This window comes from Thalassobaculum sp. (assembly GCF_040219615.1).
GTDB lineage: Bacteria > Pseudomonadota > Alphaproteobacteria > Thalassobaculales > Thalassobaculaceae > Thalassobaculum_A.
Genome location: NZ_JAVJSE010000024.1, coordinates 19,921 through 31,929, shown reverse-complemented (window position 1 = coordinate 31,929; position 12,009 = coordinate 19,921). Strand labels below are relative to the sequence as shown.

Annotated in this window: 9 protein-coding genes; 4 read left to right on the top strand and 5 right to left on the bottom strand. The window is 71.7% G+C overall.

The annotated features are described in order from the left end of the window. Window positions 1–35: 35 nt before the first annotated feature. Together RIC31_RS13500 and RIC31_RS13495 are read right to left on the bottom strand one after the other, a co-directional pair. Window positions 36–830, bottom strand: a complete 795-nt coding sequence (locus RIC31_RS13500) for an SDR family oxidoreductase (protein WP_350108167.1) — start codon at window positions 828–830, stop codon at window positions 36–38. Beyond that, the gene (locus tag RIC31_RS13495) at window positions 827–1,669 is read right to left on the bottom strand and encodes an inositol monophosphatase family protein (protein WP_350108164.1); all 843 of its coding nucleotides are present in this window, start codon (window positions 1,667–1,669) and stop codon (window positions 827–829) included. Before RIC31_RS13495 ends, RIC31_RS13500 begins: the two co-directional genes overlap by 4 nt. A gap of 153 nt (window positions 1,670–1,822) precedes the next feature. Between RIC31_RS13495 and RIC31_RS13490 the strand changes: the two genes are divergently transcribed. The 3 genes from RIC31_RS13490 to RIC31_RS13480 are packed head-to-tail and all read left to right on the top strand — an operon-like array spanning window position 1,823 to window position 6,166. Further along, window positions 1,823–2,860, top strand: coding sequence for an ABC transporter substrate-binding protein (locus tag RIC31_RS13490; protein WP_350108161.1), 1,038 nt, complete (start codon window positions 1,823–1,825; stop codon window positions 2,858–2,860). A gap of 16 nt (window positions 2,861–2,876) precedes the next feature. Beyond that, window positions 2,877–5,099: an ABC transporter permease gene (locus RIC31_RS13485; RefSeq protein WP_350108158.1), complete on the top strand. Its 2,223-nt coding sequence runs from the start codon at window positions 2,877–2,879 to the stop codon at window positions 5,097–5,099. Further along, on the top strand, window positions 5,096–6,166 hold the full coding sequence (locus tag RIC31_RS13480; RefSeq protein ID WP_350108155.1) for an ABC transporter ATP-binding protein: 1,071 nt from the start codon (window positions 5,096–5,098) through the stop codon (window positions 6,164–6,166). The genes RIC31_RS13485 and RIC31_RS13480 overlap by 4 nt, the downstream gene beginning before the upstream one ends. 66 nt (window positions 6,167–6,232) lie before the next feature. Here RIC31_RS13480 and RIC31_RS13475 read toward each other — a convergent pair whose 3' ends face one another. Further along, window positions 6,233–7,300, bottom strand: a complete 1,068-nt coding sequence (locus tag RIC31_RS13475; RefSeq protein ID WP_350108151.1) for a cyclase family protein — start codon at window positions 7,298–7,300, stop codon at window positions 6,233–6,235. 218 nt (window positions 7,301–7,518) lie between these two features. On the opposite strand from RIC31_RS13475, the gene RIC31_RS13470 reads away from it, so the two are divergent. Beyond that, on the top strand, window positions 7,519–8,949 hold the full coding sequence (locus RIC31_RS13470; RefSeq protein WP_350108149.1) for a pyridoxal phosphate-dependent decarboxylase family protein: 1,431 nt from the start codon (window positions 7,519–7,521) through the stop codon (window positions 8,947–8,949). A gap of 105 nt (window positions 8,950–9,054) precedes the next feature. On the opposite strand, the gene RIC31_RS13465 is transcribed toward RIC31_RS13470, so the two are convergent. Next, on the bottom strand, window positions 9,055–10,767 hold the full coding sequence (locus RIC31_RS13465) for a CocE/NonD family hydrolase (protein WP_350108146.1): 1,713 nt from the start codon (window positions 10,765–10,767) through the stop codon (window positions 9,055–9,057). A 4-nt stretch (window positions 10,768–10,771) separates the two neighbouring features. Further along, on the bottom strand, window positions 10,772–11,758 hold the full coding sequence (gene iolG / locus RIC31_RS13460; protein WP_350108143.1) for an inositol 2-dehydrogenase: 987 nt from the start codon (window positions 11,756–11,758) through the stop codon (window positions 10,772–10,774). Between the last annotated feature and the right edge of the window lie 251 nt (window positions 11,759–12,009).

The window sequence follows — 12,009 nt, the reverse complement described above, 5'->3', positions numbered from 1 at the left end:
ACTCCTCCCTCGGCGCCGGGCCGTTGTCCGGCCGTTCAGTCGTAGGCGCCCATCACGTTCTGGTCGTGGTCGATCACCGAGCCTGTCATGACCCCGGAGTCCGAGGACAGCAGGAACAGCGTCAGGCGGGCCACGTCGTCCGGCTTGATCAGCCGGCCGAACGGCTGCGCCGCCTCGGCCGCGGCGAGCCAGCCCGCGGGCTTGCCCTCGGCACGCTGCACCGCGTCCTCGTTCGGGGTGTCGGCCCAGCCGATGTTGATGGCGTTGACCCGGATGCGGTCGCCGCGCAGGCCGTGCGCCAGGTTGCGGGTCAGGGCGGCCAGCGCCGCCTTCGACGCGCTGTAGGGCACCAGCTTGGGCTGGCCGCCGTGGCTCGACATGGTGACGATGTTGACGATCCGGCCGGGCGTGCGCTCGCGCCGCATGATCCGCACCGCCTCCTGGGCCAGGAAGAACGGCGCCCGCGCGTTGACCGCGAAGATCCGGTCCCAGAGCTCCGGCGTGGTGTCGTCGACGGTGCCGCGGTCGGTCACCCCGGCGGCGTTGACCAGGCCGTCGAGCCGGCCGAACGCCCTGTCGGCTTCGGCCATGATCCTGCGGCAGGCCTCCACGTCGGCCAGGTCGGCCGGCACGAACCGCGTCTCGGCCCCGATCGACCGCAGGTCGGCGGCCACTGCCTCGCCGCGTTCGCGGTCGCGGCCGGTGACGACGATCCCCTGCGCGCCGCGCTCCGCGAGCCGCCGCGCGACCGCCTCGCCGATGCCCTGGGTCGAGCCGGTGACCACGAACACGCCGCCTGCCAGGTCGGCCTGGCTGTTCCAGGCGCTCATCGCCCGGCCTCCGGCGCGGCGGGCATCGGGAAGCCGGCGGCGCCGGCCATGGCGTGCAGCGCCGGCGCCAGCCGCCGCCCGCTGGCCATCACGACCGACCCGCGGGTGACCCCGTCGTCGACGGTCAGGTCGTTGACCCAGCCGCCGGCCGCCAGCACCAGGGCGGCGCCGGCGAACGAATCCCAGGAGTTCATGTGGCCCTCGATGTAGGCGAGGTAGCGGCCGGCCGCGACATGGGCGAGGCCGAGCGCGCCGGAACCCGAGCGGTGATACATGCCGCCGGCGTCGATGAGCCGGTCGAGGAAGCCCACGGTCGGCTGCCGCGGCACCCGGAACGAGTAGCCGACCTCGGTCATGCCGGACCGGAAGTCGGCGACGTCGGCCGGGGCGATCGGCCGGCCGTTGCAGGCGGCGCCGCCCCCGACGGCACCGACGAAGCATTCGTCCGCGCACGGGTCGACGATCACCCCGGCGGCGATCCGGCCGTTGACCATCAGGCCGACCGACACGCACCAGGTCGGCAGGCCGGCCAGGAAGCACTGGGTGCCGTCGATCGGATCGACCACCCAGACCGGACCGCTGCCGTATTGTCCGCCGCCGCCGGATTCCTCGCCGAGGAAGCCGTCCTGCGGGAACCGCTCGGCCAGCGCCCCGCGGATGATGTCCTCGACCTCGCGGTCGGCCCGGCTGACCACGTCCTGCAGCCCCTTGCTCTCGACCACCAGGGCGTCGCGCTCGCGGAAATGCCGCAGCGCCGCGGCGCCGGCCGCGCGCGTCACGGCCTCCGCGAAGGCGAGCCGCTCGCGCACCGCCTGGGCCACGCCATCCGATGTGCTCATGCCACTGCTGCCCTTTCTCGGCCGACGCGCGGGACACATTGCGGAAGCCCCGTTTATTTTGAAGAATATCGAATAGATGGCCTCAAACACCGGGACCGTCGCAACGACAAACAACGGCCGGGGCGCAACGATCCCGGCCAGAGGGAGGAAACCATGACTCGTTTCGCACGGCTCGCCGGTTTCGGCGCGCTCGCAGCCGGGCTGCTCGCCCTCGGCGCCGGCCCGGCCGCCGCGGCCGGCAAGCTGACGCTGTACTGCAGCCCGCAGATCGAGTGGTGCAACCTGATGGTCGAGTCCTTCGAGAAGGAGACCGGCATCAAGGTCGCGATGACCCGCAAGAGCTCGGGCGAGACCTTCGCCCAGATCAAGGCCGAGGCGAGCAACCCGAAGGGCGACGTGTGGTGGGGCGGCACCGGCGACCCGCATCTGCAGGCGGCCGAGGAGGGACTGACCGAGGTCTACGTCTCGCCGATGCGCAACCAGCTGCACGACTGGGCGCTGTCTCAGGCCAAGGCGGCCGGCGACAAGACCATCGGCATCTACGCCGGGGCGCTCGGCTTCGGCTACAACAAGGACCTGCTGGCCAAGGCCGGGCTGCCCGAGCCGAAATGCTGGGCCGACCTGACCAAGCCGGCGTTCAAGGGCCACGTGCAGATGGCCAACCCGAACTCGTCCGGCACCGCCTACACCACCCTGGCGACCATCATCCAGATCATGGGCGAGGATAAGGGCTTCGACTTCATGAAGGCCCTGCACAAGAACATCAACCAGTACACCAAGTCCGGCTCGGCCCCGATCAAGGCGGCGGCGCGCGGCGAGACGACGGTCGGGATCGTGTTCCTGCACGACGCCGTGACCCAGGTGGTGTCGGGCTTCCCGGTGGTGCCGGTGGCGCCGTGCGAGGGCACCGGCTACGAGATCGGCTCGATGAGCATCATCAAGGGCGCGCGCAATCTGGAAGAGGCGCAGAAGTTCTACGACTTCGCGCTGCGCGCCGACGTCCAGGAACTCGCCGTGCAGGCCAAGGCCTACCAGGTGATGTCCAACAAGGCCGCCAAGCCGGCCAAGGAGTCGCCGGACCTGAACTCGATCAAGCTGATCGACTACGACTTCGTGAAATACGGCTCGTCGGACGAGCGCAAGCGCCTGCTGGCGAAGTGGGACAGCGACGTGAAGCCGCTGCCGCAGTGAGCCCGCGGCCGGCATCGTGAATGAACTGAACAGGCACGTCCTCGGCTGGCAGGCCCTGGCGGCGGCGGGCTTCCTGCTGCTGCCCTGGTATGCCGTCGAGGACGGGTTCTGGGGGTTCGGCTGGCTGCTCGACGGCTGGCCGCTCGACCCGGACTACGCGCCGGCGATCGTTCTGCTGCTGCAGGGCGAGAAGCCCTGGCTGTGGCCGGTGGTCGGGTTCCTGGCGCTGCCGCTGCTGGCGGTCGGCCGGCCGCGCACCGACCGCCTCGCCCAGTGGGTGCTGCTGGCGGCCGGCGGCCTCGGCGTCGCCTACATCCTCGGCCAGGGCTTCTCGATCGGCATCCGGGGGTGGAGCTTCGCCGGGCTGGAGGCCTGGTTCGGGCCGCTCGGCGACCGCCAGTTCGGCATGGGCTACGGCGCGCTGCTGGCGGCCGGCGGTCTGTTCTTCCTGTTCACCCTCGGCTGCGCCGCCCGCGGCGCGGTCAACGGCGACGGCTTCGTGGTCGGGTCGATCGGCCTGATCGTGATGGTCGTCGCCCTGTTCATCTTCTTCCCGGTGTCGCGGATCCTGGTCAGCGCGCTGCAGACCAACGAGGGCGTGCTGTCGCTGACGGCGTTCCTGGACAAGCTGCTGACCGGCAAGATCTGGGGACTGGACTGCGTCTACAGCTACCGGGCCTGCGGGGTGGCCTGGAACTCGCTGGCGCTGGCGGTCGCGGTCGGCGCCGGCACCACCTTGCTGGGCCTCGCCTTCGCCCTGGTGGTGACCCGCACCGGCTTCCCGGCCAAGCGGCTGTTCCGCGGCCTGACGGTGCTGCCGATCATCACCCCGCCCTTCGTCATCGGCCTGGCGCTGATCCTGCTGTTCGGCCAGTCGGGCGCGGTCACCAGCTTCCTGGAATGGTCGCTGGGCATCCCGGCCAGCCGCTGGCTGTACGGATTCACCGGGGTCTGGCTGGCGCAGATGCTGGCGTTCACGCCGATCGCCTTCCTGGTGCTGATCGGCGTGGTCGAGGGCGTCAGCCCGTCGGTCGAGGAGGCGGCCCAGACCCTGCGGGCCGACGCCTGGACGACCCTGCGCACGGTGTCGCTGCCGCTGATGCGGCCGGGCCTCGCCAACGCCTTCCTGCTCGGCTTCATCGAGAGCATGGCGGATTTCGGCAATCCGATGGTGCTGGGCGGCAACTTCAACGTGCTGTCGACCGAGATCTTCTTCGCCATCGTCGGCGCCCAGTACGACCAGGGCCGGGCGGCGGTGCTGGCGCTGGTGCTGCTGTTCTTCACCCTGCTGGCGTTCTGGGCCCAGCGCCGCTGGCTCGGCCGCAAGTCCTACACCTCGGTCACCGGCAAGGGCGACGCCGGGATCCCGGTGGCGCTGCCCGGCCGCTTCACCGGCCTGATCCTCGGCGTCACGGTCCCCTGGGCGGCGATGACCGCGGTGCTGTACGTGACCATTCTGTTCGGCGGCTTCGTGAACCTGTGGGGCCTCGACAACACCCTGACCCTGCGCCACTACATCGACGCCTTCGGGGTGACGGTCGGCGACCACGGGCTGGTGTGGAGCGGCGGCGCCTGGAACTCGTTCTTCACGACCATCGCGATCTCGACGATCTCGGCGCCGCTGACCGCGGCGATCGGCCTGCTGACCGCCTACCTGCTGGTGCGCCAGCGCTTCCTCGGCAAGCAGGCCTTCGAGTTCGGCACCATGCTCAGCTTCGCGATCCCCGGCACGGTGATCGGCGTCAGCTACGTGCTGGCGTTCAACGTGCCGCCGCTGGAGCTGACCGGCACCGGCGTGATCCTGGTGATCTCCTTCGTGTTCCGGAACATGCCGGTCGGGGTGCGCGCCGGGGTGGCGGCGATGAGCCAGCTCGATGCCAGCCTGGACGAGGCCTCGCTGACCCTGGGCGGCAGTTCCTGGCAGACCATCCGGCGGGTGGTGCTGCCGCTGCTGCGCCCCGCCATCCTGGCGGCGCTGGTCTACAGCTTCGTGCGGGCCATGACCGCGATCAGCGCGGTGATCTTCCTGGTCAGCGCCGAGTACGACATGGCCACCGCCTACATCCTGGGGCGGGTCGAGAACAACGACTACGGCCTGTCGATCGCCTATTCCTCGGTGCTGATCGTGGTGATGTTCGCCGCCATCCTGCTGCTGCAGCTGATGGTCGGCGAGCGCCGCCTCGGCCGCCGCAGCGGCGCCCAGGCCGCCAAACTGGATCTCGGAGGACAACCCGCATGACCGCATCCTTCGGCGGCCGCGCCAGCTCGGTCCGCTTCGAGCGGGTGACCAAGGCGTTCGGCGACTTCCGGGCGGTCGACGCGGTGTCGTTCGAGGTCGCGCCCGGCACCCTGGCCACCCTGCTGGGGCCGAGCGGCTGCGGCAAGACCACGACCCTGCGGATGATCGCCGGCCTGGAGCTGTCGACTTCCGGGCGGATCTGGATCGGCGAACAGGACGTCACCGGCCTGCCGGCGACCCGACGGGACGTGTCGATGGTGTTCCAGTCCTACGCGCTGTTCCCGCACATGACGGTGATCGAGAACGTCGCCTACGGCTTCCTGGTGTCCGGGACCCCGAAGGCCGAGGCCCAGGCCCGGGCCGAGCTGGGGCTGGAGCTGGTCGGCCTCAAGGGCTACGGCGCCCGGCTGCCGAGCGAGCTGTCGGGCGGCCAGCAGCAGCGCGTGGCGGTCGCCCGCGCCCTGGTGCTGGAACCGCAGGTGCTGCTGTTCGACGAGCCGCTGTCGAACCTCGACGCCAAGCTGCGCCGCCGGGTCCGCGAGGAGATCCGCGACATCCAGCGCAACCTCGGCCTGACCGTGGTCTACGTCACCCACGACCAGGAGGAGGCGCTGGCGGTGTCCGACAAGGTGATCGTGATGCGCAACGCGCAGATCGCCCAGGAGGGCGCGCCGCGCGAGCTCTACGAGCAGCCGGCCGACCGCTTCGTCGCCGACTTCATCGGCGACGCCAACCTGGTGGAGGCGACGATCCTGGCGACCGACGGCGGCCTGGCGACCGTGTCGATCGGCGGCGTCGAGGTCCGGGTGCCCGGCCGGGGGCTGCCGCCCGGCCCGGTGCTGGCGGCGATCCGCCCGGAGGCGGTGCTGCTGGTGGACGGCGGCGACGGGCTGCCCGGCACCATCGGCAAGGCGGCCTATCTCGGCAGGCACCTGGAGTACACGATCGCCTCGCCGGTCGGGGAGCTGTTCGTGATCGACCGCCGGGTGGATTCCCCGCGGGCGGTCGGGAGCGGGGTGACCCTGCGGTTCGGCGACCGGATCGCCCTGGTGCCGGGCGAGGGGTGAGCGGGCGAGAGGGCACGAAAAAGGGCGGCCGCCGCGGCGACCGCCCCTGATCTCGCGGCGAAACGCTCAGTCGATCGCGACCGGCGAGCCCATCGACCCGGTCGCGCCGGCGATCGGTGACGGGCTGTACATGTACAGGAAGGTGTAGGCCTTGTCGGCCGCCGGCCCGTCCAGGTTCATGTTCTCCTGGTTGACGATGCCGTGGCGGACCAGCATGTGCTGGTGCACGCAGAAGGCACAGGCCGGGTCGGGGTTGGGGACCACCTCGGTGGCCCAGGTGTCGGCCCCGAAGACCCCGGCCTGCACCTCGTCCGACAGCCAGCGCGCCACCTCGGCGCCGATGCCCGGCTCGCCGCCGTTGTACTTGGCGTTGTCGGTGATCCAGTGCTTGCCCCAGCCGGTGCGGAAGAACACGCCGTCGCCGGGCATGAACTTGTAGCCTTCCATGCCCTGCTTCTTCAGGGCGCCCCGCACGTCGGCCATGGTGATCTCCTGGCCGGCCTCCATGGCCTCGACGCCCTTGTAGCCGGCGACGTCGATCAGGATGCCGCGCGCCACGATCGGGTGCAGCTTCTCGGTGCCCAGCTTCAGCAGGCCGTTCGCCGATGCCACCTCGGTCTCGGTGAAGCCGTTGTAGTAGCGCATGTTGTCCTTGTCGCCGGCGCCGCCGATCACCACGCCGATATGGCCCAGGCCGTCGAACTGGGTGCCGACCTGGCCGATCTCGGTGGCCAGGAACTCGTCGTGCCAGATCACCTTGTTGGCGCCGTAGGGGCCGCCGGTCGGCGCGCCGGGGATGCGCAGCGTGAACTTGCGGGTGCCGAACAGCGGCATGTCGGCGGTGTAGGGCCGGCCGAGCGCGTAGACCTTGCCCTTGTCGGCCTCGGCGACGGCGCGCGCCACCACCTCGGGCTTGGTGTACCAGTTGGTCGAGCCGGCCTCGTCGCCCTCGCCCCACAGCTTGTTCGGCCACCACTTCTCGCCGATCGGGGTATCGGCCTTGCCGATCACCCACGGCTTGCCCGCGCAGCCGCTGTAGTCCTTGTCGTCGCAGGCCGCGTAGGCGGCGCCGGCGGTCAGCGCCATCACGGTGCCGACGGCACCGCCCAGGCAATATCGCGAAATGGTACCCATGGATGAGCTCCTCCCGGTTTCGTTCTTATTTGAGGTCACTATTACGGGCGCATTTGCCGCAATATTTCAACCGCCGTCGCCCGCCGGCGGCGCCACCGCAGGAGACCCGCCATGACGATCGTGCTGCTCGGGACCGGTACGCCGGCGCCGTCGCTGCCGGGTGGGGTAGGCTGTGGCGGCCGGCCTGAAGAAGCCCGGCCGACTACTGGGGAAACGCCATGAACGCCGAAGACTTCCGCCGCCACGGCCATGCCCTCGTCGACTGGCTGGCCGACTACCACGAGGGCATCGCGGCGCGGCCCGTCCAGCCGCCGACCCGCCCGGGCGAGGTGCGCGCCCTGCTGCCGGCCGCGCCGCCGCAGGATCCCGAGCCGTTCGAGGCCTGCGTCGCCGACCTGGACCGGGTGGTCGCGCCGAACCTGACCCACTGGCAGCATCCCCGGTTCTTCGGGTACTTCCCGGCCAACGCGCTGCTCGCCGGCGTGCTCGGCGACCTGGTCAGCACCGGCCTCGGGACGATCGGCCTGTCCTGGCAGTCCGCGCCCGCCCTCACCGAGGTCGAGGAGGTCGTGGTGGACTGGCTCCGCCAGATGGTCGGGCTGTCGGACGACTGGGTCGGCGTGATCGGCGACACCGCCTCCACCGGCACCCTGGTCGCCCTGATCTCGGCGCGGGAGCGCGCGACCGACTACGCCTTCGCCCGCGGCGGCCTGCAGGCGGAGCCGGCGCCGCTGGTGGTCTACGCCTCCGCCGGCAGCCATTCCTCGGTGGCCAAGGGCGCGTTCCTCGCCGGCTTCGGGCGCGAGAACCTGCGCATGGTGCCGCTCGGCGACGACCACGGCATGCAGCCGGCGGCGTTGCAGGCGGCCATCGAGCGCGACCTCGCCGACGGGCTGCAGCCCTGCGCGGTCGCGGCCTGCGTCGGCGGCACGGCGACCGCCTCGATCGACCCGGTCGGCGCGGTCGCCGAGGTCGCGCGCCGGTACGGCCTGTGGCTGCACGTCGACGCGGCGATGGCCGGCTCGGCGATGATCCTGCCCGAATGCCGCTGGATGTGGGACGGGGTCGAGGGCGCCGACAGCCTGGTCATCAACGCCCACAAGTGGCTGGGGGCACCGTTCGACTGCTCGCTGTACTACGTGCGCGACGAGCAGCACCTGCTCCGCGTGATGTCGACCAACCCGAGCTTCCTGCAGTCGTCGGTCGACGGCCAGGTCCGCAACCTGCGCGACACCGGCATCCCGCTCGGCCGCCGGTTCCGGGCGCTCAAGCTGTGGTTCCTGATCCGCGAGCAGGGCGTGTCCGGGCTGCAGGCCCGGCTGCGGCGCGACATCGAGAACGCGCGGGCGCTGGCGGCGATGGTCGAGTCCACGCCGGGCTGGACGGTGGTGGCGCCGGTCCATCTGCAGACGGTGTGCATCCGGCACGAGCCGGCGGGGGTCGAGGGCGAGGCGCTGGACGCCTACACCCGGGCCTGGGCCGAGGCGGTGAACCGGTCGGGCGAGGGCTACCTGACGCCGGCCGCGGTCGACGGCCGCTGGATGGTGCGGGTCTCGGTCGGGGCGCCGGGGACCGAGCGCGACGACGTCGACGCGGTGTGGGAATGCATCCGCCGGCACGCGGCGGCGTCCTTCGCGGCCCTCCGCTGACGCGGGGGGCACCTCAGGATGACGCGGTCAAGAGATCGACGGCATCCGCATTCTCTCTGTCACCCTGAGGTGCCCCCGCGAATGCGGGGGCCACGAAGGGCGCCCTCAGTCCGGGATCACCGGCAGGGTCAGCCGCGACGGCCGGGCGGCGTCGTGGAACACGGTCTGGCGGGCCACCCTGAGCTCGGCGTCCGACCAGTAGTCGCGGCCGGTGTTGTGGTTGCGGTCGAAATTCGGGAAGTCCGAGCTCGACACGTACAGCCGGATGCGCTGGCCGCGCTTGAAGCGGATCCCGACCGGGTTGAGGCGGACGGTGTAAGCGCAGGGCCGGCCGGGCTCGATCGGCGTCGGGTTCTCGTAGCCGTCGCGGTACCGGGCCCGCAGGATCCCGTAGGTCAGGTTCACGCACAGCCCGTCCTCGTGGACCACCGCCAGCCTGGCGGTCCAGTCGGTGTCGGGGGCGTCGGTGGCGGCCCACAGGGTCAGGGTCACCGGCCCGACCACCTCCAGCTCGGCCGCCAGCGGTGGGGTCTGGTAGACCAGGATGTCGGCGCGGTGGTCGTGCGGCGACTGGTCGACCGGGGCGGCCTGGGCGTCCGCCGACATCAGCGACATGACCGGGTCGCGCGGGTCGTAGACGTAGCGGTCGGGCGGCGCGTCGGCCGGCGGCGCTGTCTCGGCCAGCACGCCGTCGCCGCGCACCGTGTTGGCGCTGCCTGACCCGTGCAGGTGGAAGTCGGTCCAGCGGGTGCGGGCCAGCGGCCACTCGTTCTCGCCGCGCCAGCGGTCGGCGCCCAGGATGAACAGCTGGACCGGCGCCTCGGCGCCGATGCCGTCGTCCAGGCCCTTGAGCTGGAAGTCGTACCAGCGCGCGATCATGCCGGCATAGCTGCGGGCCGCGTCCGGGCCGTGGTCGACCGGCCCGATGCGGCCGTGCAGGGCGGTGATGTCGTGGCCCCACGGTCCGACCACCAGCCTGTGCTGCCGGCGCAGATGCTCCGGGCCGCGGGTCGCCATGCCGACATAGTTGTCGATGGTGCCGACCAGCCGGTCCCACCAGCCGGTGATCATCATCACCGGGACCCGGACCTGCGGGTGCAGTTCGGCGAACCGCATGAACTCGCGGTTCTGGGCGCGGTGATAGGCCTGCAGCTGGTCGTCCAGGCCGGCGAACACGTCGGCCGGGATGTCACCGAGCGGCAGCCACCACAGATACTTGCCGCGCTCGACCTGGTTCCAGTGCCGCATCGCCTCGGCGGCGGTGTAGGGGCCGAACGGCGCGCCGGCCCGGCGCCGGGTGTCGGCCGCCTGCATGTAGGTCCATTCCAGGCGGCGGCCGGTCTCGAAGATCCCGAAGGTCATCGACAGCAGGTCGGCGCCCATGCCGGTGCACAGCGCCGCCGCCAGCGACGGCGGCTGCGCGCCGGCCAGCATCCACGACGCCCAGGATGCGTTCGAATGCCCCCAGGTGCCGACCCGGCCGTCGCTCCACGGCAATCTCGCCGCCCACTCCACGGTGTCGTAGCCGTCCTCGGCGTCGGGCGTCTCCAGCCGGTCGCGGAACATCCAGCGATACTCGCCGTCGGAGGCGTAGCGGCCGCGGTGATCCTGCACCACGACCGTGTAGCCGCGGGCGGCGAGCGCCAGGGCGTCGTCGACGTAGCGCGGCTCGCGCTTGCCGTAGGGCGTGCGGTTGACCAGCACCGGGCGGCGGCCGCCGTCGCCCGGGCGGTAGACGTCGGCGCGCAGCACCGTGCCGTCGCGGACGACGCATTCCACGTCGTTCTCGACGACGATGCCGGCTGCCGCCTCGGGCATATGCCTACAGCCTCACCGGCATGCCGGTCTCGAGCGACTTCTGTGCCGCGTCGGCGAGGCGCAGGGCCGCCAGGCCGTCCTCGCCGGTCGGGGCCGGCGGCCGGCCGCTGGTGACGGCATCGACGAAGGCGTCCAGTTCCGCCCGGTAGGCGGGACCGTAGCGCTCCAGGAAGAAGTGCAGCACCGGGTCGCGCGAGAAGCCGTCGGCGGTCGCCAGTTCGACCGTGGTGGCGCGCAGGTTCTCGGCCCGCAGCATGCCCGCGGAGCCGTGGCACTCGATGCGCTGGTCGTAGCCGTAGGCGGCGCGGCGCGAATTGCTGATCTGGGCGAGCCGCCCGGAGGCGGTGCGCAGGGTGACGACGGCGGTGTCGACGTCGCCGGCCCCGGCGATCGCCGGGTCGACCAGGGCCGAGCCCATGGCGTGCACCTCGACCGGCTCCTCGCCCAGCAGCCAGCGCGCCATGTCCAGGTCGTGGATCATCATGTCGCGGAACAGGCCGCCGCTGACCCTGACATAGGACAGCGGCGGCGGTGCCGGGTCGCGGCTGGCGATCGAGACGATCTCGGGCGACCCGATGGCGCCGGCGTCGAGCCTGGCCTTCAGGCTGGCGAAGCTGGCATCGAAGCGGCGGTTGAAACCGACCGCCAGCGGCACCCCGGCGGCGGTCGCGGCGCCGACCGCGGCGGTGGCGCGGGCAATGTCCAGGTCGATCGGCTTCTCGCACAGGATCGCCTTGCCGGCGGCGGCGGCGGCCTCGATCAGCGGCGCGTGGGTGTCGGTGGAGGTGGCGATCAGCACCGCGTCGATGGCCGGCGAGGCCAGCGCCTCGTCGACGCCGGCGACCACCGTGCCGAAGCGGGCGGCGAGTTCCTCGGCGGCGGCCGGCACGGTGTCGGCCACGGCGGCGAGCCGGGCGTTGGGGTGGCCTGCGATGTTGGCGGCGTGCAGGCGGCCGATCCGGCCGGCCCCGAACAGGGCGAAGGTGAGCATCGTTCCTCCAGGACTCTCCCGTCGAGCGCGGGACTGCCCCGGATCATGCGATCAATCCCGCAGGCGCGCCATCCGCTCGGAAGAGGAGGTCCGGATCGGCGCACCGGGTCGGCTGCTCCGGATCGCCATCGGGTCCGCGATGTCGAATGGACGACCATTGTCGCTCGGTCCGGCTACACTCCGGATCCACGGGGCCGCCGGCCGGCCTGTCCGAATGATTGCGACCGAGCGGCGCGGCGGGTTCGTGCCAG

Excerpts from the sequence above, each read along its gene's own strand:
- RIC31_RS13500 (WP_350108167.1), bottom strand. The coding sequence starts at position 830 with ATGAGCGCCTGGAACAGCCAGGCCGACCTGGCAGGCGGCGTGTTCGTG.
- RIC31_RS13495 (WP_350108164.1), bottom strand. The coding sequence starts at position 1,669 with ATGAGCACATCGGATGGCGTGGCCCAGGCGGTGCGCGAGCGGCTCGCC.
- RIC31_RS13490 (WP_350108161.1), top strand. The coding sequence starts at position 1,823 with ATGACTCGTTTCGCACGGCTCGCCGGTTTCGGCGCGCTCGCAGCCGGG.
- RIC31_RS13480 (WP_350108155.1), top strand. The coding sequence starts at position 5,096 with ATGACCGCATCCTTCGGCGGCCGCGCCAGCTCGGTCCGCTTCGAGCGG.
- RIC31_RS13475 (WP_350108151.1), bottom strand. The coding sequence starts at position 7,300 with ATGGGTACCATTTCGCGATATTGCCTGGGCGGTGCCGTCGGCACCGTG.
- RIC31_RS13470 (WP_350108149.1), top strand. The coding sequence starts at position 7,519 with ATGAACGCCGAAGACTTCCGCCGCCACGGCCATGCCCTCGTCGACTGG.
- RIC31_RS13465 (WP_350108146.1), bottom strand. The coding sequence starts at position 10,767 with ATGCCCGAGGCGGCAGCCGGCATCGTCGTCGAGAACGACGTGGAATGC.
- iolG (WP_350108143.1), bottom strand. The coding sequence starts at position 11,758 with ATGCTCACCTTCGCCCTGTTCGGGGCCGGCCGGATCGGCCGCCTGCAC.